Source organism: Gemmatimonadales bacterium, assembly GCA_030697825.1.
In the GTDB taxonomy this organism is placed as follows: Bacteria; Gemmatimonadota; Gemmatimonadetes; order Gemmatimonadales; family JACORV01; genus JACORV01.
Genome location: JAUYOW010000049.1, coordinates 1 through 23,447 on the forward strand (window position 1 = coordinate 1; position 23,447 = coordinate 23,447).

The 23,447-nt window shown below is 68.1% G+C and carries 24 protein-coding genes; 21 read left to right on the plus strand and 3 right to left on the minus strand.

From position 1 onward, the window contains the following. Together Q8Q85_01970 and Q8Q85_01975 are read right to left on the minus strand one after the other, a co-directional pair. The coding region (locus Q8Q85_01970) for an FAD-binding protein (protein ID MDP3773012.1) at nt 1-536 on the minus strand (536 nt) is incomplete at its 3' end. Continuing rightward, on the minus strand, nt 533-1,195 hold the full coding sequence (locus Q8Q85_01975) for a succinate dehydrogenase cytochrome b subunit (protein MDP3773013.1): 663 nt from the start codon (nt 1,193-1,195) through the stop codon (nt 533-535). The genes Q8Q85_01975 and Q8Q85_01970, both read right to left, overlap by 4 nt. Nucleotides 1,196-1,261: 66 nt before the next feature. Between Q8Q85_01975 and Q8Q85_01980 the strand changes: the two genes are divergently transcribed. From Q8Q85_01980 to Q8Q85_02005, 6 genes are all read left to right on the plus strand, one after another. Continuing rightward, on the plus strand, nt 1,262-1,558 hold the full coding sequence (locus Q8Q85_01980; protein ID MDP3773014.1) for a YciI family protein: 297 nt from the start codon (nt 1,262-1,264) through the stop codon (nt 1,556-1,558). Nucleotides 1,559-1,598: 40 nt separating this feature from the next. Further along, entirely contained in the window at nt 1,599-2,030 is a 432-nt protein-coding gene (locus Q8Q85_01985; protein ID MDP3773015.1) for a hypothetical protein, read from the plus strand. Nucleotides 2,031-2,066: 36 nt separating this feature from the next. Beyond that, nucleotides 2,067-2,447 carry a co-chaperone GroES family protein gene (locus Q8Q85_01990; GenBank protein MDP3773016.1) on the plus strand — a complete coding sequence of 127 codons (381 nt, stop codon included), beginning with the start codon at nt 2,067-2,069 and terminating at the stop codon, nt 2,445-2,447. Next, nucleotides 2,448-3,794, plus strand: a complete 1,347-nt coding sequence (locus Q8Q85_01995; GenBank protein ID MDP3773017.1) for a hypothetical protein — start codon at nt 2,448-2,450, stop codon at nt 3,792-3,794. 150 nt (nt 3,795-3,944) lie between these two features. Next, nucleotides 3,945-4,406 carry a hypothetical protein gene (locus tag Q8Q85_02000; protein ID MDP3773018.1) on the plus strand — a complete coding sequence of 154 codons (462 nt, stop codon included), beginning with the start codon at nt 3,945-3,947 and terminating at the stop codon, nt 4,404-4,406. Between the two features lie 64 nt (nt 4,407-4,470). Further along, nucleotides 4,471-4,938 (plus strand): group 1 truncated hemoglobin, encoded by a 468-nt coding sequence (locus Q8Q85_02005; protein ID MDP3773019.1) that lies wholly within the window; start codon nt 4,471-4,473, stop codon nt 4,936-4,938. Between the two features lie 107 nt (nt 4,939-5,045). On the opposite strand, the gene dcd is transcribed toward Q8Q85_02005, so the two are convergent. After that, on the minus strand, nt 5,046-5,600 hold the full coding sequence (gene dcd, locus Q8Q85_02010; protein MDP3773020.1) for a dCTP deaminase: 555 nt from the start codon (nt 5,598-5,600) through the stop codon (nt 5,046-5,048). Nucleotides 5,601-5,704: 104 nt separating this feature from the next. Here dcd and Q8Q85_02015 point away from each other — a divergent pair, with 104 nt between their 5' ends. Genes Q8Q85_02015 through Q8Q85_02085 form a run of 15 tightly spaced genes read left to right on the plus strand, consistent with a single transcriptional unit; the run spans nt 5,705 to nt 23,409 of the window. Next, nucleotides 5,705-6,079, plus strand: a complete 375-nt coding sequence (locus Q8Q85_02015; GenBank protein MDP3773021.1) for an NADH-quinone oxidoreductase subunit A — start codon at nt 5,705-5,707, stop codon at nt 6,077-6,079. 23 nt (nt 6,080-6,102) lie between these two features. Continuing rightward, complete coding sequence (gene nuoB / locus Q8Q85_02020) at nt 6,103-6,678, plus strand: NADH-quinone oxidoreductase subunit NuoB (GenBank protein ID MDP3773022.1); 576 nt, start codon at nt 6,103-6,105, stop codon at nt 6,676-6,678. 7 nt (nt 6,679-6,685) lie between these two features. Beyond that, on the plus strand, nt 6,686-8,479 hold the full coding sequence (nuoD, locus tag Q8Q85_02025) for an NADH dehydrogenase (quinone) subunit D (GenBank protein MDP3773023.1): 1,794 nt from the start codon (nt 6,686-6,688) through the stop codon (nt 8,477-8,479). Beyond that, the gene (locus Q8Q85_02030) at nt 8,476-9,000 is read left to right on the plus strand and encodes an NAD(P)H-dependent oxidoreductase subunit E (GenBank protein MDP3773024.1); all 525 of its coding nucleotides are present in this window, start codon (nt 8,476-8,478) and stop codon (nt 8,998-9,000) included. The genes nuoD and Q8Q85_02030 overlap by 4 nt, the downstream gene beginning before the upstream one ends. Before the next feature lie 4 nt (nt 9,001-9,004). Further along, the gene (gene nuoF, locus Q8Q85_02035) at nt 9,005-10,306 is read left to right on the plus strand and encodes an NADH-quinone oxidoreductase subunit NuoF (protein MDP3773025.1); all 1,302 of its coding nucleotides are present in this window, start codon (nt 9,005-9,007) and stop codon (nt 10,304-10,306) included. Then, nucleotides 10,303-11,760 carry a 2Fe-2S iron-sulfur cluster-binding protein gene (locus tag Q8Q85_02040; protein ID MDP3773026.1) on the plus strand — a complete coding sequence of 486 codons (1,458 nt, stop codon included), beginning with the start codon at nt 10,303-10,305 and terminating at the stop codon, nt 11,758-11,760. The genes nuoF and Q8Q85_02040 overlap by 4 nt, the downstream gene beginning before the upstream one ends. Further along, entirely contained in the window at nt 11,757-12,974 is a 1,218-nt protein-coding gene (gene nuoH / locus Q8Q85_02045) for an NADH-quinone oxidoreductase subunit NuoH (GenBank protein MDP3773027.1), read from the plus strand. The genes Q8Q85_02040 and nuoH overlap by 4 nt, the downstream gene beginning before the upstream one ends. A gap of 1 nt (nt 12,975) precedes the next feature. After that, entirely contained in the window at nt 12,976-13,482 is a 507-nt protein-coding gene (locus Q8Q85_02050) for an NADH-quinone oxidoreductase subunit I (protein MDP3773028.1), read from the plus strand. Nucleotides 13,483-13,485: 3 nt separating this feature from the next. Continuing rightward, on the plus strand, nt 13,486-14,001 hold the full coding sequence (locus Q8Q85_02055) for an NADH-quinone oxidoreductase subunit J (GenBank protein ID MDP3773029.1): 516 nt from the start codon (nt 13,486-13,488) through the stop codon (nt 13,999-14,001). 2 nt (nt 14,002-14,003) lie between these two features. Next, a complete protein-coding gene (gene nuoK / locus Q8Q85_02060) occupies nt 14,004-14,297 on the plus strand; it encodes an NADH-quinone oxidoreductase subunit NuoK (protein ID MDP3773030.1) in 294 nt (97 codons plus the stop codon). Beyond that, nucleotides 14,294-16,270: an NADH-quinone oxidoreductase subunit L gene (gene nuoL / locus Q8Q85_02065; protein ID MDP3773031.1), complete on the plus strand. Its 1,977-nt coding sequence runs from the start codon at nt 14,294-14,296 to the stop codon at nt 16,268-16,270. Before nuoK ends, nuoL begins: the two co-directional genes overlap by 4 nt. Nucleotides 16,271-16,275: 5 nt before the next feature. Further along, complete coding sequence (locus tag Q8Q85_02070) at nt 16,276-17,826, plus strand: NADH-quinone oxidoreductase subunit M (GenBank protein ID MDP3773032.1); 1,551 nt, start codon at nt 16,276-16,278, stop codon at nt 17,824-17,826. Between the two features lies 1 nt (nt 17,827). Continuing rightward, nucleotides 17,828-19,348 (plus strand): NADH-quinone oxidoreductase subunit N, encoded by a 1,521-nt coding sequence (locus Q8Q85_02075; protein MDP3773033.1) that lies wholly within the window; start codon nt 17,828-17,830, stop codon nt 19,346-19,348. A gap of 39 nt (nt 19,349-19,387) precedes the next feature. Further along, nucleotides 19,388-20,770: a phosphomannomutase/phosphoglucomutase gene (locus Q8Q85_02080; GenBank protein MDP3773034.1), complete on the plus strand. Its 1,383-nt coding sequence runs from the start codon at nt 19,388-19,390 to the stop codon at nt 20,768-20,770. After that, nucleotides 20,767-23,409 carry a UPF0182 family protein gene (locus tag Q8Q85_02085; protein MDP3773035.1) on the plus strand — a complete coding sequence of 881 codons (2,643 nt, stop codon included), beginning with the start codon at nt 20,767-20,769 and terminating at the stop codon, nt 23,407-23,409. The genes Q8Q85_02080 and Q8Q85_02085 overlap by 4 nt, the downstream gene beginning before the upstream one ends. Nucleotides 23,410-23,447 lie beyond the last annotated feature (38 nt).

The following is a 23,447-nucleotide window of genomic DNA, read 5'->3' on the forward strand; positions in this document are numbered from 1 at the left end:
CCGATCTGCCGCTCCAGCGCCTGGTACGCGCCGAGGAGGAGCTGCTGGCCGGTCTGGCCGCGGGCGTAGAAGGTGCGGGAGACCTGCGCGCCGCCGAAGGAGCGGTTATCGAGCAGGCCCCCGTACTCGCGCGCGAACGGCACGCCGAGCGCGACGCACTGGTCGATGATGTTGACGGAGATCTGCGCCAGCCGGTAGACGTTCGCCTCGCGGGCGCGGAAGTCGCCGCCCTTGATGGTGTCGTAGAACAGCCGCCAGACGCTGTCGCCGTCGTTCCGGTAGTTCTTGGCGGCGTTGATCCCGCCCTGCGCCGCGATCGAGTGCGCTCGCCGCGGGCTGTCCTGGAAGCAGAAACACTTCACCCCGTAACCCAACTCGGCCAGCGACGCGGCCCCGCCAGCACCTGCCAGGCCGGAGCCCACCATTATCACCGAGTATTTCCGCTTGTTGGCGGGGCTGACGAGCTTCAGGTCGAAGCGGTGCTTGTCCCACGTCTGGTCGAGGGGACCGGTAGGGGCCTTGGCGTCGAGGTTCATCGGACGATCCCCGCGAGCACGGCGATGGGGAACGAGAGGTTGCCCAGTACCACGATCCCAGCGAAACCCAGCGCCGCGGCTTGGGCGAGTCGCAGGTAGCGCGGATGGCTCAGTCCGAGGGTGCGAAGCATGGACCAGACCCCGTGACGCAGGTGTAGGCCGAGGAGGACGTTGGCGATGATGTAGAAGATGGAGACGGGCACCACCCGGAAGCCCGAGACGAAGTTGTGGTAGACGTCGTCGGGGACGAAGTCGGGATGGACGTTTCCGAAAGTGAAGTGCATCAGGTGGTAGATCACGAACCCGAGAACGATGACGCCGCTCCAGCGCATGGTTCGCGAAGCGTACGTGGACTCCTGGGCTTGCCACTTCCGATAGGACACGGGGCGTGCGGCCCGGCTCTCCAGGGTCAGCGACGTGGCGGACCAGATGTGGAGGATGGCCGAAACGAGCAACCCGCTACGCGCGATCCACAATCCGGCGCCGTGGAGCAGCAGCCGCAGGTTGACGGCGTACTGGTTGAAGGCCTCGGGTCCGAGGTAGACTTGCAGGTTGCCGGCCATGTGGGCGAGGACGAAACCGAAGAGGATGACGCCGGTCACGGCCATCACCACCTTGCGGCCGATCGTGGAGCGGAAGAAACCTGGGTTCGAGGTCATCGGGGCTGCGAATAATCGGAGATAGCTTGCGTGCGACGCAAGGGCGTCCCTAAGCTACCTTTGGTCATGTCTACCGAACGCAAGATGATCATGGGCTGGGTGAAGGTCTGCGTGGCGGCGGAAGTATTCAACTCCCGCTGCGACGACCACCTCCAGATGCGCGAGAAGGAATACCTCGCGGGCATCCAGCGTTCCGGCGAGCTGATGCTCTCGGCCCCTCTGGCCGACGGCTCCGCCGGCCTCGTCGTGTACGACGTGCAGTCGCTCAAGGAAGCCGAGCATCTGGTCGAGGAGCAGCCGATGGTGAGGGCGGGACTGCTGTCGGTCGAGTTGCACGAGATGTTCGCCGTCACGTATGGGTAAGAGGGGTGTAGGGCGCGTGGTCCAGGGTTATGGAGGACCGATGAGCGACATCAAGGACGACATCAAACCGGCGGGATTCACTGGTGCAGCGACGGCTGTGCTCGGCACCGTGGGCGGGCTGATGCCGGCGGCGGTGCACAGCATCATCGTCTCCGGCGGTCCGCTCTCCTTCGCCTGGATGCTCACGACCGACGTTGTAACGGTGGTGGCGATCGGTGCAGGGCAGGGGCTAACAGCCGCGGCGACTGCCCTCGCGCGAGGGCGCGGCGAGCATTATATCAGCCCCAAGCGGGGACTCGTGGGGGCGCTCGTAGTGGGTGCCTTCAACGGACTCATGTACTTCGCGCAGATGGCGGTGCCGGCCACGGAGCTCGGCTGGACGCTCGATCTCATCATCCTTGGCGCGGCCGGAGCGGCCGCCGGATGGTACGCCGTGAAGGTGCCCGAGAAGGAGCCCGCGGTCCCGGTATGAGACCGGGAGCGCACCCCGATGACTAACGAGGACCCGATGGGCGCTAGCCCGAAGAAGCTGATCGTCGTCGGCGACCGGGTGCTCATCACACCGGAAGAGGGCGAGGAGCGGACCCGGGTCGGTCTGTACCTGCCGCAGACCGCGATCGACACTCTGGCGGTGCAGGGCGGGCGAGTGCTCGCGACGGGCCCCGGGACTCCGGTAGCCGAGCCCGCGAACCTCGATGACGAGCCGTGGAGGATCGGCGCACGGGACGCCGGCGGGCGGTTCGTGCCGATGCAGGCCCACATCGGGGACTACGCGCTGTTCTTCCGTAAGGCCGCCGTCGAGATCACTTTCGAGGAGAAGAAGTACCTCGTCGTGCCTCAGGCGGCGATCCTCATCCTCGTCCGCCAGCCAGAGCACGACGACCAATAGGTGAAGTTCCCGCATCCGCTCGCCCTGCTGGCGGGCTGCATCGTGCTCGCGGCCGCGGCCAGCTACCTCCTGCCGGCCGGCCGCTACGAGCGCCGCGACGATCCACTCACCGGCCGCTCCGTCGTCGTCGCCGGCACCTACCACCACGTCGCTCCTGCACCGGTCACGCCGTTCCAGGCGGTCGTTGCCGTCCCCAAAGGAATGGCGGACGCCGGCTCCGTGATCTTCCTCGTGTTCCTGGTGGGCGGCGCCTTCACCGTGGTGGACAAGACCGGCGCTCTCCGGCGCGCGACGAGCTGGCTCGCCCGGAAGCTCGCACGCCGGGAGATACTGGTCATCCCGATCATCGCGCTGTTCTTCGCGGCGGGCGGCGCGCTGGAGAACATGTCGGAAGAGATCATCGCGCTCGTTCCCGTACTGCTCTTGCTGACCGGACGACTCGGCTTCGATCCCCTCGTGGCGGTGGCCATGAGCATCGGCGCCGCGGCTGTCGGCGCCGCGTTCAGCCCCATCAACCCGTTCCAGGTGCTCATCGCGCAGAAGCTGGCGCAGCTGCCCCCGTTGTCGGGGGCGGCTTTCCGGTCGGCCGTGATGGCGGTGGCACTGGCGGTGTGGATCGGGATGACGATGCGCTACGCGATGAAGATGCGGGTCGCCGCCGATGTCGCAGGGAGCGTGGAAGAGCCCTCGGCCGCCTCGGTGCTGGGGGCGCGGGGCGTCGTAGTGCTGCTGCTCGTCCTCACGGCCTTCACGCTGCTGGTGTACGGCGTCATGACCCAAGGCTGGGACTTCGACCAGCTCTCGGCGATGTTCTTCGTGATGGGCGTGGCGGCGGGCCTGGTCGGTGGTCTCGGCGTGACGGGAACGGCGGCGGCGTTCGCCGAGGGGTTCGCAGGGATGGCGTACGCGGCGATGCTCATCGGATTCGCGCGGGCGATCTTCGTGGTCCTCGACCAGGGGCAGGTGATCGATACCGTGGTGCACGGGCTGTTCGCCCCCATCGCGGTCCTGCCCGCCACGTTATCGGCGCTCGCGATGATGGTAGCGCAGGCGGCCATCCACTTCCCGGTGCCGAGCGTGAGCGGCCAAGCGGTACTCACGATGCCGGTGCTCACGCCGCTGTCAGACTTGATCGGCCTGCCGCGGCAGGTCACGGTGCTCTCCTACCAGTACGGTGCCGGGCTCGCTGACCTGCTCACCCCGACCAACGGCTCGCTGATGGCGGTGATCGCCGCCGCGGGCGTGCCCTATGAGAAGTGGTTGAAGTTCGCCGCACCGCTGTTCGGGACTTTGTTGCTGGTCGGCGCCGGGGCCGTGGTCGTGGCCATCCTGGGAGGTCTGACATGAAACGTGCCCGTCAGAGGAGTGGCTGAACGGGGAAGGGAATGAATCCGTTGGGTGACTCCCGTCGCAGATGGGGTGCCCCGATTTGCCGTGGGGAGGCGGTGTGGTGAAGATTACTGGAGTACCCTTCGCACCGGAGTTCGCCTGACAGCCGTGACTTACCAGCGCGCCGACCTGGGCTCGATATACCTGCCGGTCGGCAACATGCTCCAGATCGACCGCGCTATCTCGGTGGACGAGCACCGCATCGTTTGCGAGATGGACGTCCACCCGTCGCACTGGGTCTTCCCGCTGCACTTCCCGGGCGACCCGATCTACCCCGGCTGCCTCCAGGTGGAAGCGGCGGGCCAGGTCGTCGCGATCTGGGCCTGGCACAACGGGCTGCGCGGCAGGCCCCGCCTGGCCAAGGTGAGCGCCGAGTTCGAGCTGCCGATCCGGCCCCAGCCGGGGCCGGTCGTGTTCACCGGCACGATCCGGTTGCGCCGGCACATCTGCCTGGGATCGGTCGAGTTGACGGTCGGCGGACGGCTCGCGGCGACGGTGGAACTGGCGCTCGTGATCGTCCCGGAAGGTGTCAACGGCGGCGACGGGTCCGGCGGCGGACCGCCGCCGTAACTGTGACGGGCATCAGCGGTGGGGATGCCGGACAGACCTCACTCTCGACGGAAGGATCTCTACGATGAAGGCACGATATGCGTTCACGCTGGCGCTGGGCCTCGTCGGCACCGCCTGCCGGGGCGGCGGCTACCAGGCGTCGCCCGCTCCCCAACCTGCCGCCGCGGCGCCCGCAGGGCCGTCGCTCTACGAGCGGCTTGGCGGAGTGGACGCCATCCGCGCGGTGGTGGACAACTTCGTCGGACGGGTGGGCGCGGACGCGCGCATCAACACCTTCTTCCGCGGCGTGGACCTGGACAACTTCAAGCGGCTGCTCACCGAGCAGATCTGCCAGGAGACCGGCGGCCCGTGCCGCTACACCGGGCGCTCCATGCGCGAGACCCACACTGGAATGAACCTCACCGACGCGCACTTCAACGCGCTGGTGGAGGACCTGGTGGGGGCGCTGAACCAGTTCAACGTGCCGGAACGTGAGAAGAACGAGCTGTTGACGGCCTTGGGCGGGATGAAGGGGGATATTGTTGGGAGATAACGAGAGAAGGGGGAGTAAGGGGAGAGAGGGGAGTGGCGGAGCGATCCCTTACTCCCCTATCTCCCGTGACTCCCCCAACTCCCCTGACTCCCCTTTGTTTTTGCCCATCAAATCTTCGGCAACGTCACACCCTTCTGACTCTGATACTTCCCCTTCTTGTCCGCATACGACACCTCGCACGCCTCGTCGCTCTCGAAGAACAGCACCTGAGCGATGCCCTCGTTGGCGTAGATCTTCGCGGGGAGGGGCGTGGTGTTCGAGATCTCCAGCGTCACGAAGCCTTCCCACTCCGGCTCGAACGGCGTCACGTTAGTGATGATGCCGCAGCGGGCGTAGGTGGACTTGCCGACGCAGATCGTCAGGACGTTGCGGGGAATGCGGAAGTACTCCACCGACCGCGCGAGGACGAACGAGTTGGGCGGGACGATGCAGACGTCCCCCTCGTACTCGACGAACGACTTCGGGTCGAAGGCTTTCGGGTCCACCACCGCCGAGAGGACGTTGGTGAAGATCTTGAACTCCCGCGCCACGCGCATGTCGTAGCCGTAGCTCGAGACCCCATACGAGATGACCCCGGCGCGCACCTGCGCGTCGGCGAATGGTTCGATCATGCCGTGTTCGCGCGCCATGCGCCGGATCCACGAATCGGACTTGATGGTCATGGGCGCCCAATATACTCGTTTTTCTTGAAATCCGATTTGCGCGCGGCTACCTTCCCGAGGCTTCACCGAGGTTGCGCCGAACCGCCACACCAGCGCTGGAGACGATGCTGCAACCGTACGTTCCGCTGGCGATGCTTATCGCGTTCGTCGTGCTTAACGCCGTGGGCATGATCGCGGCGTCGCACATCCTGTCCGCGTCCCGCCCAACCGCCGTGAAGAACCAGCCGTACGAGTCGGGCATGCCTCCCCTGGGCTCCGCCCGGGAACGGTTCGACGTGAAGTTCTACCTCGTCGCGGTGTTGTTCATCATCTTCGACATCGAAGTCGTCTTCATGCTGCCCTGGGGCGTCGCTTTCAGGCAACTGGATCTCTTCGGCCTCGGTATGCTGGGCGGCTTGATCGAGATGGGCGTCTTCGTGTTGATCCTAGCGGTCGGCTACGTGTACGTGTGGAAGAGGGGGGCGTTGGAGTGGACGTGATGCCCGGGACCACCAGCGGCGTGGTGATGTCGTCACCCAACTGGATGACGACGAAGCTCGACTTCCTCGTCAACTGGTCGCGCGCCAACTCGCTCTGGCCGATGCCGTTCGGCACCGCCTGCTGCGCGATCGAGTTCATGGCCACCGCCGCCAGCCGCTTCGACCTCGCCCGCTTCGGCATGGAGCGGATGGCGTTCTCGCCCCGCCAGGCCGACGTGCTGATCTGCGCCGGCCGGCTCCCCTTCAAGCTCGCCCCGGTCATCCGCAAGGTCTGGGACCAGATGACGCAGCCCAAGTGGTGCATCTCGATGGGCGCGTGCGCCTCCACCGGCGGCATCTTCGACAACTACGCCATGGTGCAGGGAATCGACACCATCGTGCCGGTGGACGTGTACGTCCCCGGTTGCCCGCCGCGGCCCGAGGGGCTGCTCTACGGGATCATGCTGCTTCAGAAGAAGATAAAGGGCGAGACGGTGTTCGATCCCTCGCTGCGGGTCGAGAAGCTCGCGAACGACCATGGGCTCTTCCTCGAGCCTGCCGTCGTGGACGAGCTCTCCGAGCCGTTCGGGAACTCGGTCCACCAGACCCGCTCCGCCTGACGTTTCGGTGACGGCCACGCCACCCAATCCCTCGGTTGAAACGCTCCGGGCGCGCTTCGGCGCGGCCGTGGGCCGGTCGCTCGTTTCCTGCGGGGACACCATCGTCGTCGTCGCGCGCGAGCGGGCCCACGAGGTTCTCGCGTGGCTGAAAGACACGCCCTCGGAGCACTACGACTACCTGGCGGACGTCACCGCGGTGGAGTACCGGGACCGCGAGCTCCCCCTCGAGGTGGTCTATCAGCTCTGGTCGCTGGACCGGAAGCAGTTCCTGCGGGTCAAGATCGAGCTGTCCAGGGACCGGCCCCTCGAGGTGGACTCGGTCGTGGACCTCTGGCAGGGCGCCAACTGGCTCGAGCGGGAGGTGTACGACATGTTCGGCATCACCTTCCGCGGGCACCCGGACCTTCGGCGCATCCTGATGTGGGAGAACTACTCGGAGGGCTATCCGCTTCGAAAGGACTTCCCCCTCCGCGGGCGATTCAGCCGCTCCGAGCAAGTGCGCCGCGCTCTCTCCGGTGAGCTGGACGCGCACTACTCCGTGGAAGAGCTGTCCATCGCCGAGGCGGCGAAACAGGTGCCCTCCGCGATGCGGCTGCGGCTCATGGTGACGGTGGGCGACCAGGAGCCCGAGCTCGACTCCGACCACATGCTCCTCAACCTCGGCCCGCAGCACCCGGCCACGCACGGCGTGCTGCGGCTCCTGGTCGAGCTGGACGGCGAGGTCGTCGTGCGCGTCATCCCGCACGTGGGCTACCTGCACTCCGGTTTCGAGAAGCTCGGCGAGTACCGGCACTACAACCAGATCATCCCGCTCACCGACCGCACCGATTACCTCGCCGCGATGTCGAACAACGTCGCGCTGGCGCTGGCGGCCGAGAAGCTGATGGGGATCGAGATCACGGACCGCTGCCGCGTGCTGCGAGTGATCGCGTGCGAGATGACGCGCATCGCCTCCCACCTGGTGTGGGCCGGGACGACCGCGATCGACATCGGAGCGTTCTCCGTCTTCCTCTGGATGTTCCAAGAGCGGGAGCGGATCACCAACTTCATCGAGTCGTGGACCGGTGCGAGGCTCACCACCTCGCTCACCCGCGTGGGCGGGATGATGGCCGACGTGCCCGACGGTTGGGTGGACGGCCTCAAGGAGTGGGCCCGGCGCTTCCCCAAGACGCTCGACGAGGTCGAGGCGATGCTGTCGAAGAACGGCATCTGGCTCGGCCGCACCGTGGATGTCGGCGTAATGCCGGCGGCGGAGGCGATCAACTTCTCCCTCTCGGGCCCGATGCTGCGAGCCAGCGGCGTCGCCTACGACTTGCGCAAGGACCGGCCGTACCTCGGCTACGAGGACTACGACTTCGACGTGCCGGTGGGCGAGCACGGCGACGTGTACGACCGCTACCTGGTCCGGATGGAGGAGATGCGCCAGTCCACGCGCCTCCTGCTCCAGGCGCTCGAGCGGCTGCCGGACGGACCGATCAACGTGAGCGATCCGCGCGTCGTGCTCCCGCCCAAGAACCGCGCGATGGCCGACATGGAAGCGATGATCTTCCACTTCAAGCAGGTCATGGAAGGCGTGCCGGCGCCGATCGGCGAGGTGTACTTCCCGGTGGAGAACCCGCGCGGCGAGCTGGGCACGTACTTCGTGTCCGACGGCACGGCCAAGCCAGTGCGGTGGCGCATCCGGCCGCCCGCGTTCATCAACCTGGCGGCGCTGCCCAGGATGTCCGAGGGGCACCTCCTGTCGGACCTGATCGCGATCAATGCCAGTGTGGACATCGTCATGGGTGAGGTCGATCGATGAGTACAGCGGGCACGGGCGCACCGGCGTACGGCCGCACCGAAGAGCTGCCGCGGGTGTTCGATGCGGCGGGGCGCGCGGAGCTGGACCAGGTCCTGACGCGCTATCCGATCAAGGCTGCGGCGCTGCTGCCGGCGCTCTGGATGGTGCAGCGAAAGCACGGCTGGATCTCGCCGGAGGGGATGGCTGAGGTGGCCACCGCGCTGGGCCTAACGATGGCCTACGTGAAGGGTGTCGTGACCTTCTACACGATGTATCACCAGCACCCGGTCGGGAAGCACTTCGTGCAGGTCTGCACCACGACCCCGTGCAACGTCTGCGGGGCCGAGCAGGTCGTGGACGCGTTCCTGAAGTCCACCGGGTGCAAGCGGATGGGCGAGACGAGCCCCGACGGCAACTGGACGGTGGTCGAGGTCGAGTGCCTCGGCGCGTGCGGGTTCGCCACGCCCGTGCTGGTGGATGACGACTTCATCGAGAGCGTGACGCCGGAGTCGGTCCCGGCGCTCGTCTCGAAGTACCGGTAGCGCCATGGGCTATCCTCATCGGAGTCACCCGAAAGAGACGCCGGTCCTCAGCACCCACTTCGGCGAGGCCGAGGCGCGGAGCTACGACGGCTGGAAAAAGCGCGGGGGTTACGCGGCGCTGGAGAAGGCGCTGGGCATGACGCGCGATCAGGTCATCGAGGAGGTGAAAGCCTCCGGGCTGCGCGGCCGCGGCGGCGCCGGCTTCCCGACCGGCCTCAAGTGGAGCTTCATGCCGAAGGAAGTGAAGAAGCCCCACTACCTCTGCGTGAATGCGGACGAGTCGGAGCCCGGGACCTTCAAGGACCGGGAGATCATGCGATGGACGCCCCACGCGATGATCGAGGGAGCGGCGATCTGCGCCCACGCCATCGGTGCGGAGATGACCTACATCTACATCCGCGGCGAGTTCACCGGGGAGTGGGCTATCATGGAGCAGGCGCTCGCCGAGGCGTACGCGAAGGGCGTGGTCGGCAGGAATGCGATGGGCAAAGGCGCGACGATCGAGATGACGCTGCACCGCGGCGCCGGCGCCTACATCTGCGGTGAAGAGACGGCGCTGATGAACTCGATCGAGGGCAAGCGCGGGAACCCGCGGATCAAGCCGCCGTTCCCGGCGGCCGCTGGGCTCTTCGGCTGTCCGACGACCATCAACAACGTCGAGACGCTGGCCGTGGTGCCGCACATCGTCGCGAAGGGCGCGGCCTGGTACAAGGCGATGTGCCTTTCCAACCCGAAGAGCACCGGCACCAAGCTCCTCTCAGTCTGCGGTACTATCGGGAAGCCCGGCAACTATGAAGTGACGATGGGGTTCCCGCTCAAGGACCTCATTCACGACCTCTGCGGCGGCGTGCCGCAGGGACGCCGGCTCAAGGCGGTGATACCGGGCGGCTCGTCCGTGCCCATCCTGACGGCGGACGAAGCCGACGCCACGCTGCTCGATTACGAGGGCTGCGTCGCGCAGGGCACGATGCTCGGCTCGGGCGGCGTGATCGTGATGGACGACTCGGTGGACATGGTTTACCAGATCATGCGGCTGGCGAAGTTCTACGCCCATGAGTCGTGCGGGCAGTGCACCCAGTGCCGCGAGGGCACGGCGTGGACCACCAAGATCCTCGAGCGGATCCTGAACGGGCAGGGGAAGCTGGAAGACCTCGATCTGCTCCTCGACCTCGCCGACCAGATGACGGGCACGACGATCTGCGTGCTTTCCGATTCGTGCGCCGCCCCCGTCGTGAGCGGCATCAAGAAGTTCCGCCCCGAGTTCGAGGCATACATCCGTAGCGGCCGGGCGGTGGCCGGCGCATGAGCGATCTGGTCAAGCTGACCATCGAAGGACGCGAGGTCGAGGTGCCGAAAGGGACCTCGGTGCTCGAGGCCGCCAAGCTCGCCGGCGTGCTCATCCCGCACTATTGCTACCATCCGTCGCTCCCGGTGGCGGGCGTGTGCCGGATGTGCCTGGTGGAGATCGAGAAGGCCCCCAAGCTCGCGGCGTCGTGCGCGATGCCGGTGGCCGAGGGGATGGTCGTCCATGTGGACAGCCCGCAGGCCAAGGAGGCGCGGAAGAGCGTCCTCGAGTTCCTCCTCATCAACCATCCGCTCGACTGCCCGATCTGCGACCAGGCCGGCGAGTGCGAGCTCCAGGACTACGTCTACCAGGAAGGCCGGAGCGGGACCCGCTACGGCGATTACGCCAAGCGCTTCAATCCGGTCGAGGATTTCGGGCCGGACGTCCTCTACGTCCCCAACCGGTGCATCCTCTGCACGCGCTGCGTCAGGTTCATGGAGCACCTGGCGGAGGAGCCGGTGCTCAACGTCTCCGAAAGAGGGGACCGCGCCTTCATCGGCATCTTCGAGGGACAGCAGCTCGACCACGGATGGTCGGGCAACGTCGTTGATCTGTGCCCGGTGGGCTCGCTCATCTCGAAGGACTTCCTGCACAAGGCCCGGGCGTGGGACCTCGACAAGACGCCTTCGGTGTGTCCGGGGTGCACGCAGGGCTGCAACATCACGCTCGAGACGCGGGACAATCAGGTGCTTCGCATCCGTCCCCGGCCCAACGCCGAGGTCAACCGACACTTCATGTGCGATGAAGGGCGGCTGGGCTACCAGTGGATGAACCGGGCCGACCGCCTCGAGGTGCCGATGGTGCGCGAGGGCGGCCGCCTCACGCCGGTGGACTGGGATCGGGCGATGGATCGCGTTGCCGCGTTGTGGCGCGCCTCGAAGGGCCCGTCGGTCGGACTCGTTTCGGCGGGCGCCTCGTGCGAGGCGCTGGAGCGCGCGGCAAGGCTGCTGAACCATGCAGGCGGCTCGGGAGCGTTCCGGGTCCGGGAGGGGGCGGAAGTCCCGCTCGCCGGAGTGCCGGACCTCGCGCTGCGGAAGGAACGCGCGGCCAACGTGTACGGAGCGCTCGAAGCGGGCTTCTCTCGGGACTGGGATGCAGCGGTCGGGCGCGCGAATGGCGCCGGTCTCGTGCTGGTGCTCGATGAACCGCTGGACGGAGTACCGTCGCTCGGCTCAGGCACGATGATCTACGTCGGCACGGTGCTGCCCGAGGCGGCGCGCGTCTCCGCGGCGGTCGTGCTGCCGTGCGCCACCATGGCTGAGGAGGAGGGCACCTTCCGGAACCTGCGCGGCCGGGTGCAGCGGTACTACCAGGCCAACACACCGCCCGGGATGGCGAGGCCCGCGGCGTGGATCCTCGACGAGATGCTCGAGGCGGCGGGACGGCCCGGCGCGCGCGTGGCAGCCTCGGCGTGAACCCGATCTCCGGCGGCGCGTTCCTGGCGGCCTCGGTCGTGAAGATCCTGGCGATCTTCACGATGCTCCTGGTGCTCATCGCGCTGTGGACGCTGGTCGAGCGGCGCGTCGCCGCCTTCATCCAGAACCGGCTCGGGCCCAATCGCGTCGGCCCCCAGGGCATCCTCCAGCCGGCGGCCGACGGGCTCAAGAATTTCTTCAAGGAAGAGACCCTTCCGCCGTTCGCCGACAAGTTCCTCTTCGTCCTCGCCCCCATGATGGCCTTCATCCCCGCGCTGATCACCTTCGCGGTGGTGCCGATGGCCGCTCCGGTGCCGACGCCGTGGGGTCTCGTGACCACCGCCATCGCCGACCTGCCGGTGGGCTTCCTCTACATCCTCGCGATCAGCTCGCTGGGAGTATACGGCTTCACCATGGCCGGCTGGTCGTCCAACAACAAGTACGCGTTGCTGGGCGGCCTGCGCGCCTCGGCACAGATGATCTCGTACGAAGTCTCGATGGGCCTCTCCGCCGTCGCGGTGCTCGTGCTGGCGGGGAACATCACCCTCCCCGAGATCATTCAGCGCCAGCAGCAGAGCACCTGGTTCGTCATCCCGCTCTTCATCGCGTTCTTCCTCTTCCTGGTGTCGGCGTTCGCGGAGACCAACCGGCTCCCGTTCGACCTTCCCGAGGCAGAGGCGGAGCTGGTAGCGGGATACCACACCGAGTATTCCGCCATGAAGTTCTCGATGTTCTACATAGCGGAGTACTCGAACATGGTGACGGCGTCGGCGCTGCTGGTGACACTGTTCTGGGGTGGATGGGACATCCCGTTCACCCATTGGGACGAGGCGCCGTGGACCGCCGGCAAGAGCATCGCCACGTTCTTCGCGTTCTGGGCCAAGACGCTGTTCTTCATGTTCCTCTATATCTGGGTGCGCTGGACGCTGCCGCGGTTCCGCTTCGACCAGCTGATGGACCTGGGCTGGAAGGTCATGCTCCCGATCGCGCTCGCGTACGTGATGATCACGGCCACCGGGGTCTGGGCGCTGGAGGCGGCGGGCCTCGGCGTGGGCCGGACGGGCGCCCTGGTCCTGGGCGGAGTGAACCTGGTGCTGGCCGTGCTCCTCTTCCGGGTCCTCGACCGACGCCGGATGATCGGCGGGGCAGGGCAGCGCGGGCGGGTGAAGTGGCGGGCGGAGGCGGCGGCACTCCGCGCCGCGGGAAGTAGCTGAGATGGCCATCGGCGTGAAGACGGTGAAGCGGCCCGCGGGCGACACCTCGTACGTGCGCGCCACGCTCAAGGGGATGTCGCTCACCTTCAAGCACATCTTCCAGAAAAGCTGGACGATGCAGTATCCGGAGGAGACGTCCGACGCCGAGTGGACGATCTCGAAACGATGGCGCGGCACGCACCGCATGGCGGTGGACGAGAACGGGAAGGCCAAGTGCACAGCGTGCGGGCTCTGCCCGCAGGTCTGCCCGGCCAACTGCATCAAGCTCATCCCGGGCGAGGACGAGCACGGCAACCGCTACCCGCTGGTCTACGAGATCGACGAGTTCCGGTGCGTGTTCTGCGGCTACTGCCAGGAAGTATGCCCTGAGGAGGCCATCCACGTCGGCGTCCACTACGAGAACGCCGAGTACAGCCGGGACGGCTTCGTGTACGACCTGGAACGGCTGATGAACCAGAAGCACGAAGTGTCGTCGCTGTGGGACCCCGGCGACCCCAAGGGCCAGTAGCGGATGCGTGAAGTCGTGTTCTACGCCAGCGCCGCGATCGCCATCGCTTCGGCGGTGCTGTGCATCACGCGCAAGAGCCCGGTGGCGAGCGCGCTGTGGCTGGTTTCGACCCTGTACCAGCTCGCGGTGCTCTACGTCCTGCTTGACGCGCACTTCATAGCGGCCGTCCAGGTGCTGGTGTACGCCGGCGCCATCATGGTGCTGTTCCTGTTCGTCATCATGCTGCTCAACCTGGGGCGCGCGGGGCCGAGCGACATGGCGGGCGCGGGCCGCCGGGTGGTCGCCGGCGTGGCGGGGCTGGTTCTGGCCGGCGAGCTGCTGGCCTTCCGGCTGGCGGTGCCGCCGGGCGAGCTCGTCCTGCCGGCGGGGACGGTGTCGCGGATGGTCGAGGAGCAAGGCGCGGTGACGGCGGTGGCGAAGCCGCTCTTCGAGGCCTACCTCGTCCCGTTCGAGATCACCTCGTTGATGCTCCTCGCGGCGATGGTCGGCGCCGTGGTCCTCGCGAAACGGAAGCTCTGACCGTGCTCGGGCCGTCACTCGCCGTCTCGGCGATCCTCTTCTCCCTCGGTGTCGTCGGCGTCCTGCTTCGGCGCAACGCGATCGTGATCTTCATGTGCATCGAGCTGATGCTCAATGCGGTGAACCTCACCTTCGTCGCTCTGTCGCAACAGCTGGGGCTCGACGGCCAGGTGTTCGTGTTCTTCGTCATGACGGTCGCCGCCGCAGAGGCCGCCGTTGGGCTCGCGATCATCATCGCTCTCTACCGCCATCGCGACACCCTCGACCTCCAGAACATGAACTTGCTGCGCGGGTGAACCCACTCACCGGCACCGCGGCCGACTACGTCGGCCTGGCGATCCTCCTGCCGTTCCTGGGCTTCCTGGTGAACGGCGCCCTCGCGTTCGCGCGCCCGAATGACCAGCGCGTCGTCAGCATCGTGGGCGTCGGGTCGGTCGCGGCCGCTTTCGTGGTGGCGGTGCTGGTCTTCCTCGCGGTGCTGGGCAAGCACCCGGAGGAACCGTACGTCCGGAGCTTCTGGACCTGGATGGCCGCCGGAGACCTGGAAGTGCGCGCCGCGCTCCAGGTGGACCAGCTGTCGGTCGTGATGATGCTGGTGGTCACGGGGGTGGGCGCGCTGATCCACGTCTTCAGCGTCGGGTACATGCACGATGACCCGGGGTACGCACGCTACTTCGCGTACCTCAACCTCTTCATCGCGTTCATGCTGGTGCTGGTGCTGGGCGCGAGCTTCCCGGTGCTCTTCATCGGATGGGAGGGCGTGGGTCTCTGCTCCTACCTGCTGATCGGCTTCTGGTTCACGGACCGGCAAAAGGCCGCGGCCGGGCTGAAGGCCTTCGTGGTGAACCGCATCGGCGACTCCGGCTTCCTGGTCGCGATGTTCCTGCTGTACCGGCACCTCGGCACGCTGGACTTCGTCGCGGTGAACGCGCTCGCGCCCGAGCGGCTCACCGCGGCGGGGCCGACGGTCACTGCGATCGCCCTGCTCCTCTTCCTGGGTTGCGCCGGGAAGTCGGCGCAGATCCCGCTCTACACCTGGCTGCCCGACGCGATGGCCGGCCCCACTCCGGTCTCCGCGCTGATCCACGCCGCGACGATGGTGACGGCGGGCGTCTTCCTGGTGGCGCGGGCCGGCATCCTGTTCGCGATGGCGCCGACGGCGGGCGCGGTGGTGGCCGGCGTCGGCGCGGTCACGGCGCTCTTCGCGGCCACGATCGGCCTCAAGCAGTGGGACATCAAGAAGGTGCTCGCCTACAGCACCGTCTCGCAGCTGGGCTACATGTTCGTCGGGGTCGGCGTCGGCGCCTACAGCGCCGGCATCTTCCACCTGGTGACGCACGCCTTTTTCAAGGCGCTGCTCTTCCTGGGCTCGGGGAGCGTGATCCACGCGCTGCACCACGCGTACCACCAGACCGATCGCCACGCCGATCCGCAGGACATGCGGAACATGGGCGGCCTGCGGCACGCCCTCCCGATCACGTTCAAGACGATGGGGATCGCGACCCTGGCCATCGCGGGGATCCCGCCGCTGGCGGGGTTCTTCTCGAAGGACGAGATCCTGGCCTCCGCGTTCGCCCGCGGGTCGGAGCATCCTTTCTGGTACCTGGTGTGGGTGGTGGGCGCGGTCGCGGCGCTGCTCACGGCCTTCTACATGACCCGGCTCATGCTCTACACCTTTTACGGCCCGAACCGCACCGGTGAGGCCGAGCAGCCGCACCTCAAGGAATCGCCGAAGGTGATGACCGTCCCGCTGGTGGTGCTCGCCGCGCTCACCGTCCTGGGCGGCGCGGTCAACCTGCCGCACGTGGGATCGTTGCACCACTGGCTCGAGCCGGTGACCGGTCGCGCCGCGCAGTTCCTGGGGGAGGCCGTGCCGTCCCTCGGCCTGGAGCTAGTGCTGATGGCGATCGCGGTGGTCCTCGCGGTCGCGGGCATCCAGCTCGCCCGGACGCGGCTGCGGCCGGAGCGGCTCGTGCCGGCCGACCAGGCGCCGCCGGAGCGGGGATTCGAGCGGCTCCTGCTCGAGAAGTACCGCGTGGACGAGCTGTACGACGCCGTCGTCGTGCGGCCCGTCGTATGGCTGTCGCGGGTGGTCCTTTGGAAGGGAGTCGACGCCGGCGCGATCGACGGGGCCGGCGTCAACGGTTCCGCGGCCGTGGCGCGCGCGCTGGGCTGGCTTGGCAGCCGCCTGCAGACCGGCCAGGTGAGTTCGTACGTCCTCTTCTTCGTCCTCGGCGCGCTGGCGGTACTCGGCGCGATGGCCCGGTAGCTGGCATGCAGGCATTCCTCACCAACGTCGGCTACGCGCGCTGGGCGATCACGGCGCTCCTCCTCATCCCGATGGCCGGCGCACTCATCATCCCGGGGTTGCCCACCCGCCTGGCGAAGCGCGTGGCGCTGTTTGTGACGCTGGTCGAGTTGGTGGTCTCGCTGGGCCTCTGGTGGGCGTACGATCCTTCCGGCGGGGCGTTCCAGCTCACCGCCACGGCGCCGTGGATCCCGGCGTGGGGCATCGCCTACCGGGTGGCGATCGACGGCATCTCGCTCGCGATGGTTCTGCTCACGACCTTCCTCATGCCGCTCGCGGTGCTGGGGAGCTGGAGCGGCATCACGACGCGGGAGCGGTCGTTCTACAGCCTCATGCTAGTGCTCACCTCCGGCATGATTGGGGTGTTCGTCGCGACCGACCTGTTCCTCTTCTACGTGTTCTGGGAGGTGATGCTGATCCCGATGTACTTCATCATCGGGGTCTGGGGCGGCAGGGGCCGGCTCTACGCGAGCATCAAGTTCTTCGTGTACACGATGCTCGGCTCGCTGCTCATGCTGGTCGCCATCCTCTACCTGTACTACAACGCCTACCGAACCGCCGGCGGGCCACCCTCCTTCGCGTACGACCGGATCCTCCAGCACGCCTCGGTGCCCATCGGCGCGCAGTTCTGGCTCTTCGCGGCGTTCTTCCTCGCGTTCGCCATCAAGGTGCCGATGGTGCCGTTCCACACCTGGCTCCCCGACGCGCACGTCGAGGCGCCGACGGCGGGTTCGGTCATCCTGGCGGGCATCCTCCTGAAGATGGGCACCTACGGCTTCATCCGCTTCGCGCTGCCGTTCTTCCCGCGAGTCGCCTTCGACCCGACGGTGAGCGCCGTCGTCATCACGCTGGCTGTGATCGGCATCGTATACGGGGCCCTCGTCGCGATGGTGCAACCCGACTTCAAGAAGCTGATCGCGTACTCGTCGGTGAGCCATATGGGGTTCGTCGTACTGGGCATCTGGGCACTCACCGTGGAGAGCGTCCAGGGCGCTCTGATGGTCATGATAAGCCACGGTATCTCGACCGGGGCGCTGTTCTTCCTGGTGGGCATGATCTACGAGCGGCGGCACAGCCGGATGATCGGCGACTTCGGCGGGATCGCGCGGGTGGTGCCGGCGTTCGCGGCCGTGCTCACCATCGTCAGCCTGTCGTCCATAGGGCTCCCCGGGACCAACGGCTTCGTCGGCGAGTTCCTGGTGCTGCTCGGCTCGTTCAAGACCCACCCGGTGGCCGCCGGGATCGCCACCACGGCCGTGATCCTCGCTGCCGCTTACCTGCTGTGGGCGCTGCTGCGCATGCTCTACGGCCCACTGGACAAGAAGGAGAACGAGTCGCTGACGGACCTCACGCCGCGCGAGTACGCGATCCTGGTCCCGCTGCTGGCCATGATCTTCTGGCTCGGCCTTTCGCCGGGGCCGATGCTGCGCAGGATGGAGCCGTCGGCGCGGAACTTCATCGAGTCGGTGCAGGGACCGGCCGGCGACGTGCGGGTCGCCGACAGGGAGCGCCGATAACATGCCGCTCGATCTAGATACCGGACGCGGCCTCGCCGTCGGGCTGTTGCCCGAGATCATCCTGAGTGGCTGGGCGATGCTGCTGCTGCTGGTCGCCGCGTGGCGTCACCGCGAGCCGGGCGCGCAGCGCCAGCTGGGCTGGCTCAGCGTGGCAGGCCTGACGCTCACATCGGTGGTCGTCGCGTGGCTGTGGGCGAAGGGCGTGCACGCCGAGGGCCTGACGACCTCGATGGCGGTGGACGCGTTCCGGTGGGCGGTGGACCTCATCGTCCTGCTGGGCGCGGCGCTGACGATCCTCCTCTCGATCGGGTACCTCGACCGTGAGGGGATCCAGGTCCCCGAGTACCACATCCTCGTCCTCTTCGCCACGGTCGGGATGATGCTCCTGGCCGGCGGGGCGGACCTCTTCGTGATCTTCCTCGGACTCGAGCTGATGTCGGTCTCGGTGTACGTGCTCGCCGGGATCAACCGGAGGAGTGCCGTCGGCGCCGAGGCGGCGCTGAAGTACTTTCTGCTCGGGGCGTTCGCCTCCGCGTTCTTCCTGTACGGAATCGCGCTGGTCTACGGGGCGACCGGCACGACCAAGCTCGCGGTGATGGGCATGCAGGTGAGCAGCCTCGGGGTCGCGAAGCACCCGATGCTCGTGGCCGGCCTCGGGCTCCTCTTCATCGGCTTCGCCTTCAAGGTCGCTGCCGTGCCTTTCCATATGTGGGCGCCCGACGTATACGACGGCGCTCCTTCGCCGGTCACGGCCTTCATGGCCGCGGCGGTGAAAGCCGCGGCGTTCGGCGCCTTCGTGCGGCTGCTGCTGATGGGGTTCTCGAGCATGCACCCGAGCTGGGACGTCGTCATCTGGTGGCTGGCCGCGGTGACGATGGCGGTCGGGAACCTCGTCGCGTTGGCGCAACGCAACCTGAAGCGCATGCTGGCCTACTCGAGCGTCGCCCACGCGGGTTACCTGCTGACCGCGCTGGTCAGCGGATCGCTCGCCGGGGCGGCGGCGTTCCTCTTCTACCTCTTGTTCTACACGCTCATGACGGTGGGTGCCTTCGCCGTGCTCATCGCCAAGGGCCGGGGAGGCGAGCGTGACGTCACGACCGACGACCTCGCCGGCCTGGCCGAATCCGACCCGTGGCTCGCGTTCGTCATGGCCGTGTGCATGCTCTCACTGCTGGGTTTCCCGGGTACGGCCGGGTTCATCGGCAAGTGGTACATCCTGACGTCCGCTACGGGGAGCGGGTATGCGGTGCTGGCCGCGGTCCTGGTCCTGACGAGCGTGGTCTCGGCGGGCTATTATCTCCCGGTCATCATGGCCATGTACATGAAGCCCCGGCTCCACGAGCAGGCGCACGCTGAGGTGAAGCTCCCGGGCCTGGTGCGCGGGATGCTCGTGGCCGTCGTGGCGGCCCTGCTCCTGTTCGGCGTGTGGCCCAACGAGGTGTTGAAGGCGGCGCGCGACGGCTCGCACGCCTTCCTGCCGGCGAGCGCCGCGGTCGTCGCCTCGCCCATGGCCACCCACTAGCGAGCCTCGGGGACCGCTCGCGGTCTCCGTTACCGGCCCATGCGAGTCGATCCGGTCATCTTCCGCCAGTACGACATCCGCGGCACCGTCGGAGTGGATCTCACGCCCGACGTTGCCCGCGCCATCGGACTGGCCGTGGGCTCCGAGTCTCGCCAGCGTCTTGGTCGCATCCCCACGCTTGCCGTGGGGCGAGACAACCGTCCGAGCGGCGAAGCACTGGTCGGCGCGCTCACCGAGGGACTGATCGCCACCGGAGCAAAGGTGCTCTCGGTCGGTCTCGTCCCCACTCCCACGTTGTACTTCGCCATCCACCACCTGCGTGCCGACGGAGGCGTTCAGGTCACCGGCTCGCACAACCCGCCGGAGTTCAACGGTTTCAAGATGGTGCTCGATGGCCTGCCGTTCGCCGGCGATGACATCCAGGGGCTGCGAGCGCGCATCGAGGCGGAGCGCTTTACGGCGGGAAGTGGCGCCGTCCTGAGCCACGAGGTTCTCGACGCCTATCGTGACGAGGTCGTGCGCCGAGTCGGCAAATTGCCGCGCCGGGTGCGCGCCGTCGTGGACTGCGGCAACGGCACCGCCTCCGTGGCGGCGCCGGAGTTGCTGAGGGCGCTGGGGGCCGACGTTATCGAGCTCTTCTGCGAGTCGGACGGCAGCTTCCCGAACCACCACCCCGATCCGACCGTCCTGCACAACCTCGAGGACCTGCGCGCCACGGTGAAGCGCGAGCGCGCCGAGTTGGGGATCGCCTTCGACGGCGACGGCGACCGCATCGGCGCTGTGGACGAGAGGGCGGATGTGCTCTTCGGCGACCAACTCCTGGTGATCTACGGCCGGGACATGACCCGCCGCCTCGGACCGGGCCGCGAGGTCATCTTCGACGTGAAGTGCTCCGACCTGCTCCCGATGGCGCTGGAGCAAGCCGGCGCGCGGCCGGTCATGTGGATGACGGGTCATTCGTACATCAAGACCAAGATGAAGGAGTCGGGCGCTCCGCTGGCCGGCGAGATGAGCGGCCACATGTTCTTCGGCCCGCCGGACTACCTCGGCTTCGACGACGCTCTGTATGCCGCGGCGCGGCTCCTCAAGATCGTCGCCGAGCGGCAAGGTCCGATGTCGGGGCTCCTGGCCGACCTGCCTCGCTACGTGTCCACCCCGGAGATCAGGGTGGACTGCGCGGAGGACCGGAAGGTGAAGGCGGTGGCGGCGGCGGCACGCCATTTCTCCGCCCGCTACCCGACGATCACCATAGACGGCGTGCGGTGGCGCGCCGAAGACGGATGGGGACTGATCAGGGCCTCGAACACCCAACCCATACTCGTCCTCCGCTTCGAGGCCCGAACCGCCGAGGGGCTGGGCCGCATTCGCCGGGAGGCACTCGACGTACTCGCGGCGGAGGGGGTGAGCGTCCCGGGCCAATGAGCCGGCGCCGTGTCGCGGGACTCCTCGTCGTCGCCGTCCTCGTCACGCTGTTCGGGGGCCGGTGGGTGGCGCTCCGGTACACCGAGCATGCCTGGTATTCCGACCTAGGCCTCGCCCGTCAATTCTGGGTGCTGCTGCTTCGGGCGGCAGGATGGCAGCTCGGCGTCGTCCTCGCGGCGACGGGGTGGTACGCGGCGCACACCCTCGGCGTGTATCGCTCGATCGGGTCGGTCCACCTCCCGCGCCGCGTAGGTAACCTCGAGATCGCCGAGCAAGTGCCGCGTCACCTCCTCCGTCTGGTCGCGCTCGGCGTCGCGCTCCTCCTCGGCGTCGCCACCGCCTACAGCTTCTCCGACGTTGATCACCTCGTCGCACTCTACCGCCACGCGGTCCCGCTAGGGTTCACCGAGCCCGTACTCCAGCGCGACGCGTCGTTCTATCTCGCCCGGCTCCCGCTGCTCGAGACCCTGAACATGCTGGCGGCGATCTCGGTGCTGCTGGCGAGCGCACTCACGGTGGGACTCTACGCGCTCACCGGCAACCTGTCGGTCGCGCAGCGCCGGCTGCGGATCACCCCGCACGCGCGCACTCACGTGATCCTGCTCATGACCGTCACCGCGCTCGTGGTGGCCTGGGCGTTCCATCTCGACGCCTACCAACTCGTCGGCGGGGGCGGTTCCGTGCAGGGGGCGCTTTCGGCCGTGGACCGCGCCATCCGGATCCCCGCGTCCACGTCGCTTGCCATCATCGCGCTGATCGTCGCGGCGGGCACGGTGTCGGCCCTGCGATGGATGCGCCCCGGCGTCCTGATCGGCCTGTGGGCTACGCTCGTCGCGGCCTCGCTCCTGGGTCGTTTCGTCGTGCCGTTCCTCGCCGAAGGGTGGGGCGCGCCGGGTGGACCAGGGGTCGCGCAGGCGCTTGCCAGCTACGCGGACGGTTACTCACGGGTCGGGTTCGGGTTGCTGGAGGTGCGCGGAAAGGCACTCCCGGCGACGCCCGAGCTGACGCCCGAGAGCGCCGGCCGCCTCGCCGCCGAGCTGGAGGGCGTCTCGCCGTGGAGCGGAGAGCCGGGGATACTGGAGGCGCTGGTCTCTGCCTCCGCACCGGCGGACACGGCGCGGGTGCAGGCGTGGACCGTGAGCGTGGGGCGGCTTGCTGGGGCGTCGGGCGCAGAGTGGCTTGCCGCGCTGGCCGTCCCTCAGACCGACCCGCTCCGCGCCGCGCGGCTCACGCCGAGGCCGCGCTGGGCGGCGCTCCACCGCGGCGCCCTGGCATGGGGCGGGGAGCCGATAGCGTTGAACGCCGGTGGGGGCGGTTCCCGAAACCTTGCGTCGCTGGATCCCCTGGACACGGCGTCGGGAGCGGTGCCCGTGGCGCGCGCCCCGGGCCGCATCCGCTTCCTGCCGCGCGCGGCCGAGCTGGGCGTCGTCGGCCCCGACGAGGGGACGGTTCTCGAGCCGCCGCCCGGCCTTCTGCTGGGAACCTTCGTGCGGCGACTCCTCTTCGCTTGGGCGTTGCAAGCGCCGCCCTTGCTCGACGACCACACCAGCGCCGCCGATCGAGTGATCTTCTGGCGCGATGTGCCCTCGCGTCTCGCCCGGCTCTATCCTTTTGCGGCGTTCGACGCACCGCGGGCCGCCCTGGTGGGGGGAAGGCTCGTGTGGATCGTGGACGGATATCTAGCGTCTTCCCGGTTCCCGCTCGGCGAGTACGTCCGCTGGCACGGTGACAACGTCAATTTCCTGACCGCCCCGTACGTAGTGACTGTGGACGCCGTGACCGGCTCCACTCGCCTCTACCTGCGCGGGACCGGGCTCGCCTTCGCCGCCGAAGTGGCTCGCGGCGAGGGCACGGAGGCGCTCCCGAGCGATAGCATGAGCGCCGACCTGCGCCGGCGCCTGGACTACCCTCTCGGGTTGTTCGGAGCGCAGGCCGCGATGCTGGCGCGTCGGGGTGACGACAGCGCCCGCGGCGAGCGCCGCTGGGCTCTCGCCGCACGAGACAGCGGCGTGGCGTCCGCCGGCGACGCGGCACTGCTCCGGCCGGCGGTCGCGCTGCTGGCTCTCGGTGAGGCCGAGCGCCGGCTGTGGTATCTCCTGCCGCTCACCGACGCCGCCGGCAACCGGCTCGCCGCGATCGTCGCGGCGACCGGCGGGGAGGACGGTTCGCTCCGGCTGGAGCTGCTGCGCTTGCCCGAAGGGTTCCCCACGCCTTCGGCCGCCGCGAGCCGCCTGTCCTCGGCGCCGGCGGTCCTGGCGGCATCAGCCGCGGCCTCCGGCCCCGAAGGCGCGGTGCGCCGGGGACCGGTCTTCCCGGTACCGGCGGCAGGAACCATAGCTTACCAGCAGGTGATCTACGGCTCGACGCACCGCACCGCCAAACCTCTGAGCGTACGCGCCGTCGCCTTGGCCGTGGGCGGCCGCGTCGGCGTCGGATCGGACGCCGCCTCGGCGGCGCGGGCGCTGGAGCGCGGCGAAACGGGCGGCGGAGATTTCGGCGCCGGGATCTCGCTGGCGGTGGCACGCGCCGCATTCCTGTCGCTGGATTCCGCGGTCCGGCGCGCCGATTGGGCTGAGTTCGCGCGGGCATATGCGGTCCTTCGCCGTGCGCTCGGGGTGGGCGTCGGGGAGCGGCCTTGAACGCCATGGGGTGCGGCCCTACTTTGCGCCGCCGGACC